Source organism: Oceanobacillus sp. B139/18 (assembly GCF_055524595.1).
In genome coordinates this window covers 286319-308606 of record NZ_JBVFXI010000001.1, presented here as the reverse complement: position 1 = coordinate 308606, position 22288 = coordinate 286319, and the positions used below count along the sequence as shown (strand labels likewise).

Annotated in this window: 21 protein-coding genes; 4 read left to right on the top strand and 17 right to left on the bottom strand. The window is 40.6% G+C overall.

Going from position 1 to position 22288, the window contains the following annotated elements:
* Positions 1–6: 6 nt before the first annotated feature.
* Complete coding sequence (locus ACZSMY_RS01445; protein ID WP_042535103.1) at positions 7–369, bottom strand: Asp23/Gls24 family envelope stress response protein; 363 nt, start codon at positions 367–369, stop codon at positions 7–9.
* 388 nt (positions 370–757) lie between these two features.
* On the opposite strand from ACZSMY_RS01445, the gene rpmB reads away from it, so the two are divergent.
* A complete protein-coding gene (gene rpmB / locus ACZSMY_RS01440) occupies positions 758–946 on the top strand; it encodes a 50S ribosomal protein L28 (RefSeq protein ID WP_010649390.1) in 189 nt (62 codons plus the stop codon).
* 252 nt (positions 947–1198) lie between these two features.
* Here rpmB and spoVM read toward each other — a convergent pair whose 3' ends face one another.
* The 14 genes from spoVM to ACZSMY_RS01370 form a co-directional block, all read right to left on the bottom strand.
* Entirely contained in the window at positions 1199–1282 is an 84-nt protein-coding gene (gene spoVM / locus ACZSMY_RS01435; protein ID WP_042535106.1) for a stage V sporulation protein SpoVM, read from the bottom strand.
* A gap of 123 nt (positions 1283–1405) precedes the next feature.
* Complete coding sequence (locus tag ACZSMY_RS01430) at positions 1406–2053, bottom strand: thiamine diphosphokinase (RefSeq protein ID WP_042535108.1); 648 nt, start codon at positions 2051–2053, stop codon at positions 1406–1408.
* Positions 2050–2706 carry a ribulose-phosphate 3-epimerase gene (gene rpe / locus ACZSMY_RS01425; protein ID WP_193063355.1) on the bottom strand — a complete coding sequence of 219 codons (657 nt, stop codon included), beginning with the start codon at positions 2704–2706 and terminating at the stop codon, positions 2050–2052. The genes ACZSMY_RS01430 and rpe overlap by 4 nt, the downstream gene beginning before the upstream one ends.
* Before the next feature lie 2 nt (positions 2707–2708).
* Positions 2709–3590, bottom strand: coding sequence for a ribosome small subunit-dependent GTPase A (gene rsgA, locus ACZSMY_RS01420; RefSeq protein WP_465147420.1), 882 nt, complete (start codon positions 3588–3590; stop codon positions 2709–2711).
* Complete coding sequence (pknB, locus tag ACZSMY_RS01415) at positions 3591–5804, bottom strand: Stk1 family PASTA domain-containing Ser/Thr kinase (protein ID WP_193063353.1); 2214 nt, start codon at positions 5802–5804, stop codon at positions 3591–3593. It abuts the gene before it with no gap.
* Positions 5801–6562, bottom strand: a complete 762-nt coding sequence (locus ACZSMY_RS01410; RefSeq protein WP_042535116.1) for a Stp1/IreP family PP2C-type Ser/Thr phosphatase — start codon at positions 6560–6562, stop codon at positions 5801–5803. Before ACZSMY_RS01410 ends, pknB begins: the two co-directional genes overlap by 4 nt.
* A 400-nt stretch (positions 6563–6962) precedes the next feature.
* Positions 6963–8309: a 16S rRNA (cytosine(967)-C(5))-methyltransferase RsmB gene (gene rsmB, locus ACZSMY_RS01405; protein WP_042535118.1), complete on the bottom strand. Its 1347-nt coding sequence runs from the start codon at positions 8307–8309 to the stop codon at positions 6963–6965.
* Positions 8310–8316: 7 nt separating this feature from the next.
* Positions 8317–9258, bottom strand: coding sequence for a methionyl-tRNA formyltransferase (gene fmt, locus ACZSMY_RS01400; RefSeq protein WP_175297071.1), 942 nt, complete (start codon positions 9256–9258; stop codon positions 8317–8319).
* Positions 9259–9296: 38 nt separating this feature from the next.
* Entirely contained in the window at positions 9297–11705 is a 2409-nt protein-coding gene (priA, locus tag ACZSMY_RS01395) for a primosomal protein N' (protein ID WP_289584552.1), read from the bottom strand.
* Positions 11702–12910 carry a bifunctional phosphopantothenoylcysteine decarboxylase/phosphopantothenate--cysteine ligase CoaBC gene (gene coaBC / locus ACZSMY_RS01390; protein WP_042535122.1) on the bottom strand — a complete coding sequence of 403 codons (1209 nt, stop codon included), beginning with the start codon at positions 12908–12910 and terminating at the stop codon, positions 11702–11704. Before coaBC ends, priA begins: the two co-directional genes overlap by 4 nt.
* A 268-nt stretch (positions 12911–13178) precedes the next feature.
* On the bottom strand, positions 13179–13373 hold the full coding sequence (gene rpoZ / locus ACZSMY_RS01385) for a DNA-directed RNA polymerase subunit omega (RefSeq protein ID WP_084613001.1): 195 nt from the start codon (positions 13371–13373) through the stop codon (positions 13179–13181).
* Positions 13370–13990 carry a guanylate kinase gene (gmk, locus tag ACZSMY_RS01380; RefSeq protein WP_042535124.1) on the bottom strand — a complete coding sequence of 207 codons (621 nt, stop codon included), beginning with the start codon at positions 13988–13990 and terminating at the stop codon, positions 13370–13372. Before gmk ends, rpoZ begins: the two co-directional genes overlap by 4 nt.
* Positions 13991–14017: 27 nt before the next feature.
* On the bottom strand, positions 14018–14278 hold the full coding sequence (gene remA / locus ACZSMY_RS01375; protein WP_042535126.1) for an extracellular matrix/biofilm regulator RemA: 261 nt from the start codon (positions 14276–14278) through the stop codon (positions 14018–14020).
* Positions 14279–14531: 253 nt separating this feature from the next.
* Entirely contained in the window at positions 14532–17186 is a 2655-nt protein-coding gene (locus tag ACZSMY_RS01370; RefSeq protein ID WP_368900637.1) for a calcium-translocating P-type ATPase, SERCA-type, read from the bottom strand.
* A gap of 100 nt (positions 17187–17286) precedes the next feature.
* On the opposite strand from ACZSMY_RS01370, the gene ACZSMY_RS01365 reads away from it, so the two are divergent.
* Positions 17287–18990 (top strand): Rqc2 family fibronectin-binding protein, encoded by a 1704-nt coding sequence (locus ACZSMY_RS01365; protein WP_465147419.1) that lies wholly within the window; start codon positions 17287–17289, stop codon positions 18988–18990.
* Between the two features lie 167 nt (positions 18991–19157).
* On the top strand, positions 19158–19700 hold the full coding sequence (locus ACZSMY_RS01360) for an NADPH-dependent FMN reductase (protein WP_193063344.1): 543 nt from the start codon (positions 19158–19160) through the stop codon (positions 19698–19700).
* 56 nt (positions 19701–19756) lie between these two features.
* Here ACZSMY_RS01360 and ACZSMY_RS01355 read toward each other — a convergent pair whose 3' ends face one another.
* Positions 19757–20179: an organic hydroperoxide resistance protein gene (locus tag ACZSMY_RS01355; protein ID WP_042535135.1), complete on the bottom strand. Its 423-nt coding sequence runs from the start codon at positions 20177–20179 to the stop codon at positions 19757–19759.
* A gap of 273 nt (positions 20180–20452) precedes the next feature.
* Positions 20453–21319 (bottom strand): LysR family transcriptional regulator, encoded by an 867-nt coding sequence (locus tag ACZSMY_RS01350; protein WP_042535137.1) that lies wholly within the window; start codon positions 21317–21319, stop codon positions 20453–20455.
* 159 nt (positions 21320–21478) lie between these two features.
* Here ACZSMY_RS01350 and ACZSMY_RS01345 point away from each other — a divergent pair, with 159 nt between their 5' ends.
* Complete coding sequence (locus tag ACZSMY_RS01345; RefSeq protein ID WP_193063342.1) at positions 21479–22240, top strand: class I SAM-dependent methyltransferase; 762 nt, start codon at positions 21479–21481, stop codon at positions 22238–22240.
* Positions 22241–22288: the final 48 nt, after the last annotated feature.

Sequence of the window (22288 nt, the reverse complement as noted above, 5' to 3'; positions counted from 1 at the left end):
TCTGCTCTATTCCTTTTCTACTCGGACACCTTGAATAAATATATTTACCGAATCAATTTCTAAACCTAAGGATTGACTAAGTGTATATTTTACCTGTGATTGCACATTATGTGCCACTTCAGAAATTTTTGTACCATAACTTACAATAATATACAAGTCAATATGTAGCTTCCCGTCTTCTTGACGCACGACAATTCCTTTTGAATAATTCTCTTTGCGCAGTATTTCTGAAATATTATCTTTAATTTGGCTTTTCGATGCCATTCCTACAATTCCATAGCATTCAACAGCTGTTCCACCAGCTATTGTTGCAATAACATCTGTTGTTATCGTAACGAGTCCATCGTTTGTATGCAACTCTATTGACATAACTACAGCTCCTTTTATTACAAAATATGTTTAATCGCTGTCCAAACAAACTGAAGGGGACGAGTTATCGTTGCCCACTTCCATTTAATCATTCGTTTTTCCACCATATATGGTTAAAATTATACTATACGCTCTGCCATTTTAAAAGAGAGCCTGCGAGAATTCGAAAACCTGTCCACTCAACCATTGCCTTCTATTCTATGCAGAAGAAAAACTCCATTATTACAATGGATGATTTTCATTCATCTGTCAAGCAATTTTTCTTTCACAGGATGTTCAAAAAGCACACAGACTTTAACGAATAAAAAAGATTCAATTGCAATATCGGGGAAGTTATGATAAATTAAGTTAGTGGTATACTGATTTTGGAATGTAAGGAGGGAATGACATGGCTAGAAAATGTGTTGTAACTGGACGCCAAACACGTAGTGGTAACCAACGTTCTCACGCTATGAATTCCAACAAGCGTAATTGGAAAGCAAATGTACAAAAAGTACGTATTATGGTAGATGGAAAACCGAAGAAAGTATATGTATCTGCTCGTGCATTAAAATCAGGCAAAGTAGAACGTGTATAATATACGAAAATATGTGCATATGCCTTAAAAACACCATTTTTCACATGGTGTTTTTTTGTGTCTAAAAAAATTTTACTATCATTGGAGAAGTAATAAATACATATCATGGTTATCAGTTTCAGGTTTTTCTCCACAAAGAAATTATTTTCAGCTTTACTTTTTTTCTTAAATTATCTCTTTCAACTAAACGAATTTCTCTAAATTCCTCTAAAAAATAAGCTTTTGCCGTTAATGACAAAAGCTCGTTTACTATTACTTTTCTTTTTTAAATACACCAATAATCACTTTTACAAATCCGCCTACAAACTTAGGAAGCTTAATCGTATAAAATTTCATTTATAAAGGCCCTCCCTGTTTAACTATCCTATTTGCTCCTAAAGGATGTTCAAAAAGTCCGCTAAAAATGACGTATCGAACTTCTTAATCCCCTTTATCGTAATGTTGAACACTTATCATTAGTTAAACTGCATCATAACTCTTTACTAGTATTAGTATGCCTTTAGAGAAAGAAAAAGTACCTTTTTTTTGACTAAGCTCATTAGATATGCATAAAGATGATCCCCAATGTATCGTTTTATTTTCTAATGGGTATACAAATCCGGTCAATGTTAATCCGGCAGCCACAGGTGTAAATGCTAAAAAAGAAATATAAGAATATCCTTCCTCCTCCACTGAATAGCTGCCCGGCTTCAGCATTTCAATACGGTTCCCCTTATCAAGTATAACCGCACGCTTTCCTTGCTGTAATAATGGGTAAAGCAGCTGCAGATTCATTAATGCATGATCCAGCCTGCCCCCAGTTGCTCCAAACAAGTAAAATTCACTTGCTTCCTTCTTTTTTCCCGTCTCGATAGCAATCTCTAAATCCGTCTGATTCTTCATCACCGGGTGCTTATCAAAAAGCTCCGCATGTTTTTCAATAATAGCATATTCGCTTTCAGTGACAGAATCAAAATCTCCAAGTGCAATGTCTATCGTTATTCCCTGCTCTGCTAAATAAAGTGCCCCGCGATCAGCGCCAATCCAAAAATCCACTTCCTCTTGATAGGTTAACAGATTGGGTAACTGTTCTTTCGGACCATTACCTACAATGCCGACACGCGTCATTGTTTCTCTGCACTCTTGCGAATCACGTCAATGGCTGCTTTTCGGTCACGCTGATTAAAAATAGCACTTCCTGCGACTAATACATCTGCACCATTTTCCGTACATACAGGCGCAGTTTCCTCATTTACTCCGCCATCGATTTCTATTTCAAAGCTTAAGCCCATTTCTTCACGCCAGGAGGCTATCTGGGCAACCTTAGGGACAACTTCTTTAATGAAAGACTGCCCCCCAAAGCCTGGATTCACAGTCATCAATAAAACAAGATCCACTTCCGTTAAAACCGGCTTAATGGCTTCGGCTGAAGTGCCCGGGTTAATAACGACGCCAGGCTTTACACCATGGGAGCGAATCAATTGTAATGTACGGTGCAGATGCACACAGGCTTCTTGATGGACGGTAATGATAGATGCACTTTTAGCAAATTGCGGTATATATGCATCTGGATTTTCTATCATTAAATGAACATCTAACGGCAAATTTGTAATTGGTTTAATCGCATCTGCGATTAAAGGACCAATGGTAATGTTAGGAACAAAATGTCCATCCATGACATCAACATGAATATAATCTGCCCCGGCTTGTTCCACTTCTTTGATTTCTTCTCCAAGCTTGGCAAAATCAGCTGATAAAATAGAAGGTGCTATTTTTGTCATAATTAATACCTCGGCTTTCTCGTTTTAATTTCTTCTAGGAAACGTAAATAATGATCGTATCTGAAGTCAGCTATAGCTCCATCCGAAACAGCTGCTTTCACTGCACATTTGGGTTCTTTATCATGCAAACAGCCCCGAAATTTACAATCCGGCATATGAAGTCTGATTTCAGGAAAACACGGTCCCAAATCTTCCGGCTCTAAATCGGAAAACTCTAACGCACTAAATCCAGGCGTGTCCGCCACAAGCCCTTCTCCAATTGCCAGGAGCTCTACATGCCTTGTGGTATGCTTTCCCCTTCCAAGACTTTTTGAAATCTCAGCTGTTTCCAAATACAGATTTGGATCCAGTGTGTTTAATAACGATGATTTGCCGACGCCGGACTGCCCCGCAAAAACGGTCACCTTATCTTTAAAATAGGGCATTACTTCGGAAATCCATTCCGGCTCTTTGGATGATAACAGCTTCACTTCATAGCCGATCTCCTGATAGGCTGTTTGATATTCCTTAATTCTATCGATTTCTGCTTGCGCTATTAAATCCATTTTTGTAATAAGAATCAAAGGCTGAATATGCTTTGATTCTACAAGGACAAGAAAACGGTCCAGCAATAGCGGATTGAAGTCCGGAGAAGTTGCGGCACTGACAATTCCTACTTGATCAATATTCGCAATAGGAGGCCGAATAAGCTCATTCGACCTGTCTCTTATTTTCATAATGTAGCCTTCCACTTCATTACGAACTTCAAATTCCACAAAATCGCCAACTAGAGGGGTGATTTTTTTATTTCGGAATACCCCTCTGCCCCTGCAAGCATAAACTCCTTCATTTGACTGTACATAGTAGAAGCCGCTTAATGCTTTAATAATTCTTCCTACTGCCATCTACTCTTCCTCTCCATCATAGGATACAGTCCTTTCCGTAATTTCCTCGTCATCTCTGGTGATTCGATACTCGGCATCCGTTCCTGGCGCAATCGTTAATGTGAACGTCACTTCGGTATCTTCTGTTATTGTCTCTTCCCGATATACATCTGAAATATCGTTATTACTGTCACCTATATAGATTCGCACCGTTTGCTCCTCTGGTTCTGCCGGTTCTGTTTCTTCTTCATTCTCTGCATTTGCTTCTTCATTATTGGAATCTTCGTTATTCGAATCTTCATTATTTGTGTCCTCGTTCTCTGCATTCTCTTCATCTGATTCGCTGTTTTGCTCTTCGTCATTATTCCCGTCACCAGATGATTGTTCTTCGTTGTCTTCCTCTTGATTTCCTTCGTTCTCTTCTCCGCCTTCTTCAGCTGATTCCTCTTCATTATTAAGCGTATATGGAACCATATACGAAACAGAATGAGACCGCGGCGGTTCCTCTTCCGGCCCTAAAGAGAAATAAACATCAACGGTAGAACCTTTTTCAATATCTGTTCCTGATTCTGGAGATTGTCTGACAACAAGCCCTTCTTCGACATCATCTGAATGCTCTTCATGCTTATTCATAACCAATTCATTACGATCAACATAAGCTTGTGCTTCTTCTTCACTCATTCCTGTCAGGTTATTAAGGCTCACCATCTCTGGTCCAGCACTGACTTCAAAAATAACCTTCGTATCTGCTGGAACGACAGATGATTCCGGATCCGGCTGCACCTGCGAAATTATCTCGCCGACAGGCTGGTCAGAGTTTCTTTCAAAAGGTGTAATATCTTCAAAACCTTCTTGGTTCAATTGTGCTTCCACCTCTTCAAAATCTTCTCCGACAAAATCACCAAATTCCACTTGTTCTGGCCCTTGACTGACAAACAGAGTGATTGCTGCCCCTTCTTTAATTGTTCTTCCAGCAACAGGATTGGTTCTCTCCACATATCCGGCCTCAATTTCCTCCGAATTAACCTCTTCTATTTCAACTAGAAGATTTTGACTTTCCAGTGCCTCTCTTGCTTCATCTGCCGGTTCATTTACATAATCGGCTATCGTGACATCTTGAGGCTGCATCGCATACACAACCGCAGCAGTTCCGATACCGATAAGTAATAATAATAGAACCGATATCCAGATAATTTTTTTCTTTTTACTGGCAGGTTTCTTTTTCTTCTTTTCTTTTTTCTTTTTATTGTCATCATCCGGGTAGCTTTTTGTCGGCTCTGTATCCGCTTGATGAACTATCGTCCGTCCTGCTTCTGTATCATCCTCGGACAAATCATCGTCTGTAATAATTGGAATCGCTTTTGTCTCGTCGCCTTCTTCATCCGGAATCGTAAAAGGATCCTCATGTAATTTTTCCGGTGACAATGCAGTTTCAAGAGCTGCCTCAAACTGATAGACATCTTCATAACGATAAAATGAATTTTTAGCTGTTGCCTGCAAAACAATATTCTCTACACTCTGCGGGATATCCGGGTTGATTTCTTTCACAGACGGTGTATCGCTTTGCAAATGCTTTAATGCAATAGATACTGGGGATTGCCCAGAAAAAGGCAATTTCCCAGTCAATAATTCAAACAATACAATACCTAATGAATAAATATCTGATTTTTTTGTTGCCATTCCGCCGCGCGCCTGCTCTGGTGACAGGTAATGAACAGAACCCAGGATAGAATTGGTTTGCGTCAATGCGGTTGCGCTGAGAGCCATCGCAATCCCGAAATCTGTCACTTTCGCCTGGCCAAAACGGTCAATTAATATATTTTGAGGCTTGATATCACGATGAATAATATCATTTTCATGTGCCAGCGCAATAGCAGAAGCGATCTGTTTCATGATATCCAGCGCTAGGGGAACCTCTATTGGCCCAAACTGCTGAATATACTCCTTTAAAGTCATCCCCTCTACATATTCCATAATCATATACAATACCTGATCGTCTTCACCGACGTCGAAGATATTGACAATATTCGGATGAGAGAGAGAGCTTGCAGATTGCGCTTCACGGTCAAAACGGGCAATAAACTCCTGGTCGTGTACATAGTCGGTACGCAATGCTTTAACAGCTACATCACGCTCAAGAATGGTATCTCTGGCGAGAAAGACATTAGCCATTCCGCCGCCGCCTATTTTTCTCTCGATTCGATAACGGTCATTTAGTAAGTGTCCCGTGTTCATGCAGGTTCACCTGCCTCCGAGCCTGAACCGTCATGTGTTATCAAGATAAGCGATATATTATCTTCTCCACCGCGCTGATTCGCTAAATCAACAAGTTGGCGACCTATCTCATCCATCTCGTTATCTGCCGTAATATGTTGTGCTAATTCCGTTTGACTGAGTTTATCTGACAGACCATCTGAACATAGCAGCAGCCGGTCTCCCGCCTGCCATGTCAGCGTCTTTACATCTGTATCAACTTTGGCGTCTGTCCCCAGCGCACGAATAATGTAATTTTTATAAGGATGGACCTCAGCATCCCCCTCTGTAATCTCGCCTCTTTTTACAAGCTCATTTACAAAGGAATGATCCTCTGTCAGCTGTTCAACCTGACTGCCTCTGGCAATATACAAGCGGCTGTCCCCAATGTGGGCAATCGTAAGGGAATCTCCTATTATCACTACGGCTACAAGGGTTGTCCCCATCCCTTCCAGCTGCTTGTTTTCTTGCGATTTCTGAAAAATTTGTTCATTTGTTTCTTTAATTGTTTGTTGAAACCACTGTTCAATCTCATCTGTGTTTTCAACTTGTTCGGTTTCTTCCCATCTGTTTTTAATATTATCAACAGCCAGCATACTTGCTACATCACCTGCTTGATGACCTCCCATGCCATCAGCAATAATGGCAATTGGCTGCTTGCTTTTATTTTCAAAAACACCGCCTGCATCTTCATTATGATTGCGAACTTGTCCGCAATGCGTTAAGAAAAGTCCTTTCAAGAGCTACTCCCCCTTTACAAATCCAAATATATATCCTTCTCAAATAATACTGATTACTTTTCGTAAATGAATGTCCACAAATAAGATAAAGTGAAACTTCATTTCGCGGGGCTTTTCTCCTCCACGAAATGATAATTAAACTAATCAGACTGTTACTTACTGCTGAAGTCCCGCTTAGAATTTTCGATTCTCTCTTCTCGAATCGGGAATCTTACAAAAGTCCTTCAGTGGGACGAGTAATCGCAGTCCCAGTCAATAACACCTTGATAAAACCGGATTATGCGTTTTTCATTATTTAAATATCCGTATAGACTTCTTTATAATTATGGCACATTCTTCCGTAGATTAAAACTATGCATTCTATAAGTTAAATGAAACTTTTTCCTCTAGTAAACATCCTTTACCTATTCCGTTTGATTCTTGTCAGGAAAAATCCATCTGTCTGAAAATCTTGGGGGAATAGTTGTAATCCTTCTGATGACCAGCCTGGCGCTTGTTTTAATTGTTCGGAAAGGTCCTCTCTAAAGGAGAGGTCCACACTAAATCCATCATTTTTTTCTAAAAATTTCTGGATTACTTGGTTATTTTCTTCTTTGTCAACTGTACATGTGCTGTAAATAAGCAGCCCATCTGGTTTTAAAAGTTTTGCTGCAGCCTGGACAATATCCAGCTGAATGGCTGCAAGACGTTCAATATCTTGCACCTGTTTTTCATATTTTATTTCAGGCTTGCCGTTAATAACGCCTAAGCCGGAACAGGGAGCGTCGATAAGAATCCGGTCAAAGCTTGCTTCTTCATACTTTTCATTCAGTTTTCTGGCATCCCCTTGATGGGCAGATATCGAATGTAAATTCAATACAGCTGCTTTTTCTTCGATTAATTTCACTTTTTTCTGATGCAGATCATAGGCGTGAATATCTCCTTGATCTGTCATTTTCTCTGCAATATGCGTTACCTTTCCCCCCGGCGCACTGCATGTATCCAACACTTTCATACCTGGCTCTAATTTTAATGACTCCGCCGCAAGCATGGAGCTTTGGTCCTGTATAGTTACGAACCCCTCCTGCAAAAGATTTGTTTTAAAGATATTTCCTTTTTCAATCAAAATACCCTGTGGTGAAAATTGGGATGCTGATACCATGAATCCTTCTCTTTCAAGCTGCTCTATAACCGTTTCACGATTTGTTTTCATAGGCTGAATCCGGATAGACATAGGGAAATGCTTTAAATTTTCATGGCACATTGCTTCGGTTCGTTCTTTGCCATACATTTCTATCCATCTTTCAACAAGCCAGAGCGGATGGCTTGTCTCCACTGAGATTCGTTCCACAGGATCCTTTATCAAGGATAGGTCCGGCAGACCGTCCCGCTGCATACTGCGCAATATTCCGTTCACGAAAGAAGCAATCCCCTTATGACCGCGTATCTTAGCAATTTCAACGGATTCGTGAAGCACAGCATGATCCGGAATTTTTTCTAAATACACCATCTGGTATACAGACATTCTTAACAGCTGTTTCACCCATACATCTATTTTTTTCTTATTTTTGATAAATGGTGCTAGATAATAGTCAATGGTTATTTGATTTTGTATAGTGCCATAGACTACTTCTGTAAGTAATCTTTTATCTTTTTCAATTAAACCTTTTTGCTTTAATTCCTGATTTAACAGCAGATTGCTGTATCCTTTATCTTTTTCAATCCGAATAAGAACATCAAGCATGGTTTGTCTCAGTTGATATTTCATAATTATTTTATTCTCCTAGTATGACGCCGATTTGAATCCTGTCCTGAGAAGCCTGCAAATAATCTTTTACGTTCATGCGCTTCTTTCCGGCAGGTTGAATCTCCGTTATCTTTATACTTGTTTGCTGTCCGCACTGCACTGTAAAAGAAGAACTGTCCTTCGAGATAATTTCCCCCGCCGGTTTGGACGATGAGCTTTCTGCTGCTTCTTCTCCCCACCAGATTTTCATTACCTTGCCTTGATAGGTAGTAAATGCAACAGGCCAAGGGTGGAGCCCTCTTATTTGATTATAAATCTCTGCGGCGGGTTTATTCCAGTCAATCTTTTCTTGTTCCCGTTTAATGTTTGATGCGAAGGTTGCTAATGCTTCGTCCTGCTTCTGAGGTGTTATTTTAGAAGCAAATAAATCAGGCAGGGTTTGAATAAGCAAGTCTGAGCCAGCTTCTGCCAGCTTATCATGCAATGTTCCGACATGATCGGTGTTTTCTATCTCTACTTCTACCTGCGTCAGGATATCTCCCGCGTCCAGTTTTTCCGCCATATACATGATGGTTACTCCTGTCTTCTGCTTCCCTTGTATAATGGAATAATGAATCGGCGCACCGCCGCGCAGTTCCGGAAGCAGGGAAGCATGTACGTTTATTGCTCCAAATGGTGCTATATCCAGCACCTCCTTAGGCAGGATTTGCCCGTAGGCTGCCGTTATAATCAGGTCCGGCTTTGCATCTGCCAGCGCTTGAAAGTCATTCTTTAGCTTTTCAGGCTGAAATACCTCTATGCCATGTTTTAAGGCTTCTTCTTTGACCGGAGTCGGGGTAATAACTTTTTTTCTTCCTTTCGGCCGGTCCGGCTGGGTTACAACAAGCACAACTTCATAGTTATTTTCGATAATTTTTTGTAAAACAGGGACAGCAAAGTCTGGTGTCCCCATAAAAACGATTCGTTTCAAATTTATTCCCTCATTTCCTTCCAGTTAAATTAAATTCCTTACATCATATAATACGGCTTCATATCGATGAACAACTGCAGCGTCTGCTTCCGTATCTCATCAGCATATGCCGATTGAATTTGTTCTAAATAGTTTATTAAGTCAGGTTCATGCTTGTATTTTATCATGCACTGATACCGATATCTATCTTTTATCCGTGCAATAGTGGAAGGTGTCGGGCCTAAAATAGTTGTTCCAGGTGACACAATCTCACTCAGCTGCTTTACAATCTCCCCCGTAACCTGTACGGCCCGGGCATGATTTTCATGCGATACGGTGACTAATACAAGGAAAACAAACGGCGGATATTGAAATGCTTTTCGGACAGCCATTTCATGCTGATAAAAATCTAAAAAATTGTGGCCGGCAGCATATGTCACACTATAATGCTCCGGCGTATAGGTCTGCACAATTACATTACCCGTGAGCTCATGTCTGCCTGCTCTACCGCTTACTTGCGTCAATAATTGAAAAGTACGCTCGGAGGCACGGAAATCAGGAAGATGCAGCATCGAGTCTGCTGATAACACTCCGACCAATGTCACATCTTTAAAATCCAAGCCTTTGGCAATCATCTGTGTCCCTAGTAAAATATCTGCTTTCTTCTCTGAAAACTGTTTTAATAATTTTTCATGAGAACCCTTGCGTCTCGTTGTGTCCACGTCCATCCGAATCACGCGAGCTTCCGGCAGAAGCTTCGCCAGGGACTCTTCCACCCGCTGGGTACCTGTTCCAAAGTAGCGGATAGAATCACTTTCACAGGATGGACAATGTGCTGGAACCGCCTGTTCGTAGGAACAATAATGACATTTAAGCCGATGTGAGTTCTTATGATAAGTTAATGCAATATCACAATGTGGACATTCGGATACATGGCCGCAATCACGGCACATCACAAACGTCGAATATCCTCTGCGATTTAAGAGCAGTACAATCTGTTCTCCACGCTCCATACAAGCCTTCATATTTTCCATCAGCGACGTAGAAAACATGGTCCGGTTGCCGGCATGCAGTTCTTTGCGCATATCGACAATCTCAACACTTGGCATTTGCTGCTGATTCGTACGGCTGGCAAGTGTTAACAGTTTGTAGACACCTTTTTTAGCTCTGGCATAGCTTTCTAACGAAGGCGTTGCACTGCCAAGCACAACCGGACAGCGATGACTGACCGCTCTTTCTATCGCAACGTCCCGGGCGTGATACCTTGGCTGGTCTTCCTGTTTGTAGGTTGTTTCATGCTCTTCATCAATAATAATAATACCAATATTTGAAAAAGGAGCAAATATCGCAGAGCGGGCACCGACAACCACTTGCACCTGCTTTTGCTGAATTTTTCTCCACTCGTCATACTTTTCTCCGGCAGAAAGACCGCTATGCATAACTGCTACACTGGATCCGAATCGGCCTTTAAAGCGGCGGACCATCTGCGGCGTTAACGAAATTTCCGGAACAAGAACAATCGCCTCCTGTCCTTTTGAAATCACATGCTGGATTGATTGCAGATAAATTTCTGTTTTACCGCTTCCGGTAACACCATGTAATAGAAATATATTATCCTCTTGATTCTCAATAGAGGCCATCACCGGTTTGATGGCCTCCGCCTGTTCTTCCGTAAGTTCGAATGCTTCTGTCTGTTCAATTGGCTGATTCTTATAAGGATCACGGAATACTTCCTGCTGAAATGTCTTTACAATCCCTTTGGATACCAACGTTTTCACAGTCTGAGCAGAGGTGCCTAAAGTTTGAATTAATTTCGCCTGTTCGATCGGCTCCGGATACTCAATAAAGAATTGAATCAGCTCTTTTTGTTTTTTTGCCTGCTTGGATAAATCCTCTAACGCCTCCATGGCACGCATTTCTGATACATCCAATTGCACCATGGTCAGCTGTTTTTTCGTAATTCTTGACTTCACATGATAGTAAATCGTAATATTTCCAGCTTCTATTTGTTTTTGTAATTGATAATAGCTGATAGAAGAAGCTGTGAATTCTTCAAATGAAATGGATTCTCTGCCTGCAAACAAATCCTCTAATTCCGGGCTGAGAAATTCGTCTGTCTCCCGTACCAAATCCTTCGTGTACTGGGATTTTAATACCTGGGGCAGCATCGTTTGAAATACGGTAATATATAAGCTAAGTGTTTTTTTGGCGACTGATTTCCCCAGCTGGAGCAGTTCCTCTGTTAAAACAGGTGTTATATCTAACACCTCATGCAGTTCTTTTACTTTTGATAAATGTGTTTCCTTCTTTAATTGGACAACAAACCCCATAATCTTCCGCGGTCCAAATGGCACAGTGACGCGCATACCGGGAGTAATGATTTCATGATATTTTTCTGGAACTAAATAGTCGTATGTTTGATTCGTTGCACTTGTCGGCACATCAACGATGACACTGGCAATTTTCAAATGGAATCATCCTTCATATCTTGTAAAATACAATCTAAGAGCTGGACTGCTATCTGTTTTTTGGTGGCCTGCTTCAATTCAATGACCGATTCCGCCTTATTAATGTAGGAAACAATATTTGTATCTCCTTCAAATCCTGCTCCCTCACGGCTGACATCATTGACAACAATAGCATCTAAATTTTTCTTCTTCCGTTTTCCCAGTCCATATTCAATAGGGGTGTCTGTTTCTGCAGCAAATCCGACTAAAAATTGATTTTCTTTTCTTTCTCCAAGTTTTTTTAGTATATCCTCTGTCCGTTCCAGAGTTATTACATCATCGCCTTCTTTTTTCTTCATCTTAGATGTTTGTACCTCTTTGGGACGGTAATCGGCTACCGCAGCTGATTTGATGACAATATCTTTATCAGCAAACTGCTCGTTCATCGCATCATACATTTCCTTGGCAGAAACAACATCGATTCGTTTTATCGATGGATGCTGCGCCTCTATCGACACAGGTCCCGCAACTAACGTAACATCTGCGCCCCGTTCTGCAGCTGCTTCAGCTAAAGCAAAACCCATTTTTCCGGAGGAACGGTTGGTGAAGAAACGTACCGGATCAATCATTTCCTTTGTCGGTCCGGCAGAGACAAGCACCTTTTTCCCCTGCATATCGAGTGTTCTCTGCTGATGACGTTCCAACACAGAAATAATTTCCTGGGGTTCTTCCAGACGGCCTTTTCCGACATAACCGCAGGCTAAATAACCATCACCCGGCTCGATAAAATGGTACCCCCACTTTTCAAGCTGTTTCATGTTTTGGATAACAGCCGGATGATCATACATATGCACATTCATTGCCGGAGCAATATATACCTCGGCCTGCGTTGCCAGCATGGTGGTGGAGAGCATATCATCTGCCTGCCCATGGGCCATCTTTGCAATAATATTCGCTGTTGCCGGAGCAATAATGGCGATATCCGCCCAGTCCGCCAAATCAATATGCGCTATTTTCTTTGGATTTTTTTCATCAAAGGTATCTGTATACACTGGATTTCTTGTTAATGCCTGGAAGGTTAACGGTGTAACAAATTCCGTCGCACTTTCTGTCATGATAACCTTCACTTCCGCACCAAGCTGTGTCAGCTTACTTGCAAGCGCACTTACCTTATAGACAGCAATACCGCCTGAAACACCTAAAAGTATTTTTTTCTGATGGAGCATGGAAAACATCCTCTCTATGATTTTTCTTCACGTATTCGTATGCTAAACAAGCATTTACATTTAAAAACATATTTCAACATTTTTTTATCTTCTCTATACATAGTTATAACATATAATAGGCTTTCTCTGCCGAATGAAGGCTTGGAAAAGAGGCCGGGCAAAATTTAAAACAACTCCGCTGCAAATAGAAAAACCTCTGCACCCCGAACAATTCTTGTATGAAGAATTATTCGCTGTGCAAAGGTCTTTATTGTTCTGTAATTTACATTTATTTTTTAATATAAAGCTTTCCAGCCTCAATTTCTTCTAATGCTTTCCCGACAAATTTATGCGATTTGGGACGGTCTACTAAAACTTCATTTGTTTCGCTCAGTTCTCTCGCTCTTCTGGCCGATAAAGTGACTAAACTGTATTTTGATTTAATTCTCGTTTGCAGTGAATCAATAGAAGGTTCTAACATCATGATAACTCATCCTCCAAAATTTGCTTATATTGTTTTGCGATTCTTTCCCGCTTTAAATGCTCACTTTTGATAATTGCTTTTACTTTATCAACTGCTGTTTCTACCTGATCATTGACGACAACATAATCATAGGCATCCATCATTTCTATTTCATTGCGAGCTTCCTTCAAACGGTTTAAAACAAGTTCCTGTGATTCTGTACCACGATTAACGATACGATTTTTCAACTCTTCTAAACTAGGAGGGAATAGGAAGATAAATACACCTTGAGGGAAATTTTTCTTCACTTGCATTGCTCCCTGCACTTCTATCTCAAGAAAAACATCAAGTCCTTTTTCAATTGTTTCCTCTACATATTTTCTCGGAGTCCCATAATAATTATTTACATACTGGGCATATTCTAAAAGCTCGCCTTCTTTCACCAGCTTTTCAAATTCTTCACGGGATTTATAAAAATAATCGACACCATCGACTTCCCCGGTTCTTCTGTCTCTGGTTGTCATGGAAATAGAATATTGAAGATCTAACTCTTCCTCAAATAATTTTTTACGAACTGTACCTTTTCCTACTCCTGATGGACCAGATAAAATAAATAAAATGCCTTTCTCTTTAATCAAACCATTTCCTCCTAATTTCCAGCTTCGTTATTCGTCTGCAATTTCATCGTTTGTCACAAGCCGTTGTCCTACTGTTTCAGGCTGCACTGCAGATAATACAACATGATCGCTATCCGTAATGATAACAGCTCTGGTACGTCTGCCATAGGTAGCGTCCACTAACTTATTATTATCTCTGGCGACCGTAATAATTCGTTTTACTGGTGCTGATTCCGGAGACACGATAGAAATAATGCGGTTTGCGGAAACAACATTACCAAAGCCAATATTTATTAAACTTAGATTCAAAATTTTTCCCCCTGCCATTTCTTTTCTATCTATAATAGTACCATTATACTGTATCTTTATTGAATTTTATACTATAAACTTTTTTGTTACAAGAGCAAAACCAAGAAATAGGAAAATAGAGTGAGATTTACAGGCTTTGAATTGCTTGGTTTATCCGTTTTATATAAGTGCCTGCAAATATTGTAATACACATTTTAAATAATGAAAACAGCTATCCGCCTTATCATAATAAATGGGATAGCTGTTTCCTGTCTTATCTTTTAGTAAATCCAAATAATACGGTCGGTAATGCTCCCAGTCCGACAATCAGGCACCAGTCAACCACAGACAAGCTGACGGTATGGAAAATCGGCTGAATCGGAGGGAAGTAAATAACAACTAAGAGCAGCAGCATGGACGACAGTACAGCTAAAATCAGGTATCTGTTTTCAAACAAATTTCTTGCAAAAATAGATTTTTCGCTGCGGCAGTCAAATACATGAATTAATTGTGCTACCACCAGAGTTGAGAAAGCAATAGTCTGCGCATAGACTAAATTGCTTGGGTCATTCTGGTAAGCAACAATAAATGCAATTAAGGTGACAACCCCAATCAAAATTCCCCTGCTGATAATCTTGTAACCGAGCCCTCGGGAGAAAATGCCTTCACGTGGATTCCGGGGTCCCCGCTTCATGACGTCTCCTTCCGCCTGATCCACACCTAATGCCATGGCCGGCAGTCCATCTGTCACTAAGTTCACCCATAGTATTTGCACAGGCACAAGCGGCAGCGGCAGTCCAAGCAGCATAGCAAAGAGCATCACTAAAATTTCTCCTACATTGGAAGCCAGCAGATAGCGGATAAACTTACGAATATTTTCATAAATATTTCTGCCTTCCTGAATAGCCGATTTAATGGTTGCAAAGTTATCATCCATTAACACGAGCGATGATGCTTCTTTTGTGACATCTGTTCCACTTATTCCCATCGCAATGCCTATATCACTTGCTTTCATCGCTGGTGCATCGTTGACACCATCTCCTGTCATTGCAACAATATGTCCTTTTTCTTGAAAGGCGTTGACGATTCGAAGTTTATGCTCTGGCGTGACACGTGCAAAAACATACGTATCTTCAATCGTATCCACTAATTCAGCGTCTGACATCTGTGTTAATTCTTTTCCTTCCAATACTTTCCCGCTCTCTGGAAGAATTTCTAAATGGTTTGCAATTGCTCTTGCCGTATGCGCATGGTCCCCTGTTATCATCACCGTTTTGATTCCGGCTTCTTTACATTCGCGAACGGCTGCTTTTACTTCTTTTCTAGGAGGATCCATCAGCCCATACAGGCCAATCAAGGTCAAATCCTCTTCCAGCAATGCTGTATCTAATGAATCGGAAGGGGATAATACCCGAAAACCTATCGCAATCGTTCGGAGTGCTTTTTCCGCCATCCCTACCATTGCTTGTTCTGTCTGTTTACTCTGTTCCTTTGTTAAAACAGTCTTTCCATTCTTTGTTTGAATATGGGATGACCTCGGCAGCAGCATGTCCGGTGCACCTTTTGTAATCAATAAACGCATGCCATTATCATCTTCTATTACGACACTCATCCGCTTTCGATCGGAATCGAATGGTATTTCTTTGATAATCCGAAAAGGCTGTTTATCATTTTCATGAAAACCAAATTTATATGCTGCAACAAGTAACGCACCATCTGTCGGATCGCCATCCACTACATTCTTTCCTTTTTTTGTAGAAATGGAGGCATGATTACACAGCATGCCATATAGCAGCATCGATTTTAAATTAGAATGAGAATCCTCTACCTTCTTCTGATTATATAAAAAATCTCCCTGTGTCTGGTATCCGTCCCCGGTAACATATAATGTTTTTCCATTTATATATACTTCCTTTACCGTCATTTGGTTTTCTGTCATGGTGCCTGTCTTATCCGAACAAATGACGGAAGCACATCCCAATGTCTCTACCGCCGAAAGCTTTCTTACAATGGCTTTCTTTTTAATCATCCGCTGGACACCAAGTGATAAAGCAACCGTAACAATCGCCGGCAGTCCTTCAGGAATAGCAGCTACCGCTAAGGAAACTCCTGCTAAAAACATTTCATACATTGGGTGCCCTTGGAATATCCCTGCCCCGACCACGAGTATCGTTAAGAATAAGGCGACAACAATCAGGATTTTCCCCAGCTCGGCCAATTTCATTTCAAGCGGTGTAATGGTCTTCTTGGTATTATCCAACAACGTGGCAATCTGTCCCATGACTGTTTTCATTCCTGTACCGACAACAATTCCTTCACCTGATCCCCGTGTAACTAATGTCCCCATAAAAGCCATATTCACTTGATCCTGGGCTTCTAATCCGTCCATTCTAATTTCTTTGGTATGTTTCGCAACAGGAAGGGATTCTCCTGTCAAAGCAGACTCCTCGGTTTCCAGGCTGGTTGTTTTAATCACTCTTACATCTGCTGGAACTCTGTCCCCGCTTGTAAACCGGACAATATCTCCTACCACAATGTCTTTGGATGGAATCTTGACCCACTGTCCATCTCGTCTGACACTGGCTATCGGCGCAGATAATTCTTTCAGTTTTTCTAGTGAATTTTCTGCTTTCTGCTCTTGAAAATAACCAATGATTCCATTAATTAATACAATCACCATGATTGCAATCGCATCAATATACTCCCCTAATAATCCGGCTATCAACGTGGCAGCTAATAAAACTAATACCATAAAATCCTGAAATTGCTTTAAAAACAAAATCCATCCAGGTATTTTTTTCTTCGCTGCTAGAACATTCTCGCCATATTGCTGACGTCTTTTCGCAACCTGCTTCTCTCCTAACCCGACATTCGATTTTACTTGTAATGTCTCTTCTAATTTTTCGGTTGTAAGCTGATACCATTTCATTATACATTCCTCCGGCAGACATAAATTGTACAAGCACTTAATCCATTTCTATGCCTCAACATCTAAAAAGATGCTATAATTGCCGATGAGGTGATTACTTATGCCATTCGACGGTATTGTAACAAGAGCGGTTACAGAAGAATTAAGAACGAAATTAGAAAGAGGAAAAATCAATAAAATCTATCAGCCATCGGAAACAGAGATTGTGATGACAGTCCGCAGCCAGTCTGTAAACCACAGCCTGCTTTTTTCTGTCCATCCCACCTATGCCCGTTTTCATATTACGAACGATTCCTATACCAATCCGAAAGAACCTCCTATGTTTTGTATGGTGCTGCGGAAGCATCTGACCGGAAGTGTAATTGAACAGATCGAACAAAAAGGAATGGAGCGGATCGTTACATTTACTATCCGGACTCGTAATGAAATAGGAGATATCAGTTATAAACAATTAATTATCGAACTCATGGGCAAGCATAGTAACTTTATTTTAGTCGACCAGGAAAAGAGGCATATTATTGACAGCCTGAAGCATGTTTCTCTGTCCCAAAACCGGCACCGGATGATTTTGCCGGGTCAGCAGTATCAGCTGCCGCCTGACCAGCATAAGCTTTCCATTTTAGATACCGACAGTGATTCCATTGTGAAAAAATTAGATTTCAATGCTGGCAAAATGGATAAACAGCTGCTTGGGTTATTAGAAGGCTTTTCCCCATTTGTGACGAAAAAAATGATCGAGCGTGTCCACCTTGGCACGAATCAGGATTTTGAGAATATGCTTTCCCTTGTTCAGAAGCAATTACAGGAAAATGATTATCAGCCTGCTATCTATCAGGAACCAAAAGAAGATTTTCATGTACTGTCTTTTCCAGATGAACCAGCAGACACGGTTTTTGAAGAGGTCAATACAATGCTCGATGCCTTTTACTCCGGCAAAGCCGAGCGGGACCGGGTCAAGCAGCAGGCAAAAGACCTCTATCGCTTTATTAAAAATGAACAGGATAAAAACGTCCGCAAGCTGAAAAAACATCGGCAGACGGTAGAAAAATCTGAACGGGCAGATCATTATCAAAAAATGGGGGAGCTTTTAACTGCGCATATGCATTTAGTCAAGCCGAACCAAAAAGAAATCTCCGTTGTAGATTATTATGATCCGGATCAAAAAGAAATCACTATTCCGTTAAACCCGAATAAATCACCAAGCGGCAATGCACAGAATTATTTCAAAACCTATCAGAAGCTGAAGAATTCCCGTAAGATGATGGAAACAGAAATCAAACGGACGAACGAAGAAATCGTTTATTTCGATCAGTTATTGCAGCAGTTGGATGTAGCAAGTACCGATGATATTGAAGAAATTCGCGAGGAACTCCGGGAAGAAGGATATTTGCGAAAACAGCGTGCTTCGAAAAAGACGAAAAAACCGCAGAAGCCAAAACCTGAAATCTACCAGTCTTCTGATGGCACAACGATTTTAGTCGGGAAGAATAACAAACAGAATGAATACGCCACGATGCGGCTGGCACACCGCGATGATATCTGGCTCCATACGAAGGACATTCCCGGTTCACACGTAATCATCCGGCACAGAGAGCCAAGTGAAAAGACATTAGAGGAGGCTGCTGTTTTAGCTGCTTATTACAGTAAATCCCAGCAATCTTCTTCTGTACCGGTAGACTACACGTTGATTCGCCACGTAAAAAAACCGAATGGCTCGAAACCCGGGTACGTGACGTATGATAATCAAAAAACATTGTTTGTGACGCCGAAAAAAGAGATGGTGGATCAACTGAAAGTAAAATAAAAATCTGGTGTATCATTTCTCTGACGTGATACACCAAATTTTTATGAATAAAATATCATCCGGATTTATCGCCTAAACCAATCATTAAATTAGAGCCTTCTCCTTCTAAATGATAAACTCATACTATAATTATTAATTAAAATCATCTGGAAAAGAGGTTAAAATATATGAAACTTGTTGGAATATCAGGTGCACTTGCAGGAGATAAAACATCGATTGTTGTTAATCAGATTCTAGTCCACGCTCGCCGTTTCGATTCATCCATAAAAACGGAATTAGTGGACTTAAGGGATTATGAAATCGACTTTTTTAACGGTGCTCCCTTGGCAGACTATAATGAAGATACCTGGGATGTAGTTCAAAAAATTGCTTCCGCTGATTTCCTTGTGTTTGGGACTCCAATTTATCAAGCATCGATTTCTGGAGCGTTAAAAAATCTGTTTGACCACTTACCGGAATACACTTTTAAACATAAAGTAACGGGAATGGTTGCTACTGGATGGTCAGACCGGCATTTTCTTGTCATGGAATATCATCTAAGATCGATTCTGTCTTATTTTAAAGGCTTAGTTCCAACCGGGAATGTGTTTGTCCATAATAGTGCTTTTAATATGGACAGTGATGAAATTATTGATGAACGTGTTTTGGAAAGGCTTCAAGCGCTTGGAGAGGAAATGGTTTCCTTGCAGCAGGGGATGAAAAATCAGTAATCTATGTATAAAAAAATCCAGCCTTTATCGGCTGGAATTTTTTTATACATAGATTTTTAAACTGCGGTCGGTTTCAGTTCAACATCAATATTACCTCTCGTTGCTTTCGAATAAGGGCAAAATTGATGCGCAGCTTCTGCCAGTTCTTCCGCTTCTTTCTGATCAACGCCTTCTATTTTGATATGCAGAGTTGCGCCGATTTTAAAGCCGTCGTCAGCAGGGTCTTTCATAAAATGAACTTCTGCTGTTGTTTCTGACGTAATATTTTTTCCCTGATTGGATGCCATTAAATTAAGTGCCCCATCATAGCAAGCTGCGTAACCAGCAGCAAAGAGCTGTTCCGGGTTGGAGCCTTTTTCATCTGATTTATTTCCGGCTGGATTAACTAAGTTAACATCGATAATCCCATCATCTGATTTTACATGTCCGTCTCTGCCGTTTTGTGCGGTTGCTTTTGAACTGAAAATAATATTACTCATTGAAATCACTGCTCCTTTATCATTTAATCTAATGGTACTATTTCCTTTATTCATTTTCTTTAAACCTTTTTTCTAAAGATACTTTATTTTAATCTGCGATAAAGTGAAACTTCATTCAGTGGGAGGCCTTTTCTACCCCACTGAATGTTAGTTGAACCAATCGGGCCGTTGGCTGTTAGATCTCCTACTTAGAATGTTCGATTTCTCCCTATTCTTGAAGCGGGAGTCTTACAAAAGCCTTTCGATGGGACGAGTAATCGCAGGCCCAGCCAGTTACACTGCGACAAAATCATAATTTTCCAGCAGCCGAAGAAAATGATCGACCTGCGGGAGCTGGCGGATCCCTTCCTGGAAGCAGACCCATGTATCTCGGGTTACTGCCTTTTTCTCTAAAAATAAAGGAATATACGGATAGTGCTCCTTCAGATGATTTGAGACACTGCCGGGCAACACGGCCATGCCAATTCCCTGCTTCATAAACTGTTTACACGTTTCGATTTGATCCACGGTCATCTTTTTTTGCGGTTTAATGTAATTCTGCTGTTCAAACAACCAGCTGTCGACAAGCTCATGCATGCTGTCATCACTCTTAAAGGAAATAATAGGTCTTTCTTTTAAAGCTTGCTCCGGAAATGGTTCTGTATCAAAAATATAGAGCGGATCATCAAACAAATGGACCGAGGTCGTTTCTTTTAATTTTTCCCCGCGAATAATGCATACATGATATTGCTTATGATTTTGTTTGATATTTTCACTGATGCCTGTTACTAAATCAATCGTTACCTTGGGGTAGGCAGCAGTGTATTCCCCTAAAATGTCCGGCAAGTAACGCTGGCTGATCAACGAAGAACAGGCAATCGACAGCGTACCTTGTATCGCTTCGCCCGTCTCTGCTAAACGATTTTTAAATTGCCGTTCCTTTTCCACCGTTTCTTTGGCATGCTGAATAATTTGTTCTCCAGCAGGTGTGGGTAATAAACGTTTTGATGTTCGTATAAATATCTCTTCTCCAAAATAGTTCTCCATGTATTTCAAACGCTGGGTAACCGCTGGCTGGGAAATGAGAATCGCTTTTGCTGTTCCCCTTATCGTGCCAATTTCATAGAGTTTTAAAAGGATTTCATAATCATCCATCCGCATAGCAAAAACCTCCGATAAGTACAGGTTATCATTTTTGATTATAATATAGTATTTTACTTATCCAAGTATATCATATAACATCAGTTTAAGAAGACTTTCCAGCATGAATTGCTCATGAAATTTACTTTCTACTGAAAATTAAGAAAGGAACGGTGTTAAATGGATAAAAAATTGCAGAACAAAGAATTATTCACAAAAAGGAAGGATGCTTATGTCAACAGCCGTACACATAGCAACCCCGCCGCTTTACAAAAAATCACGGAATGGTTAAAGCCATCCACTGACCAAATCATTTTAGATATAGCAACAGGAGGAGGTCAGGTCGCAAAAACGTTAGCTCCCTTCGCCAAACAAGTTATCGCAACCGATTTAACTCCATCCATGCTGACAGGTGTGAGAAATAGCATAAATGAAAACGATAACATCCTGCTGATTATTGCTGATGCAGAGGAACTTCCCTTTCTGGATGACTCTATGGATATCATCACCTGCCGTATCGCGGCCCATCATTTTCCACGACCTGAGAAGTTTATTCAAGAAGTATATCGTGTGTTGAAGCCTGGCGGAAAATGTTTATTTGTTGATAATGTAGCTCCAGAGGAGGATGCAGCTGATCAATTTTTAAATCAGCTGGAAGCCATGCGTGATCCCAGTCATGAACGTGCCAAAAAAATCTCCGAATGGAAAAAACTATTTTCTAAACATCCATTTACGTTACTGCAGGAGGATATACGGATAAAAAAGCTTCATTTCCAAGACTGGCTTGACCGTACTGTAGATTCGGAGGAAGTACGCCAGCAGGTTACTCGTTTTATCGAAACAGCCGATGAAAAGCTGCAAGAAGCGATACGTTTACAAAAAGATGAAAATACCATTCTCTCCTTTTCCATTGATGAATGGATAAGTATGTGGGAAAAATAAAAATAAGAAAGGATGTGCCCTCTTTTACGAGTCACATCCTTCTTTCTT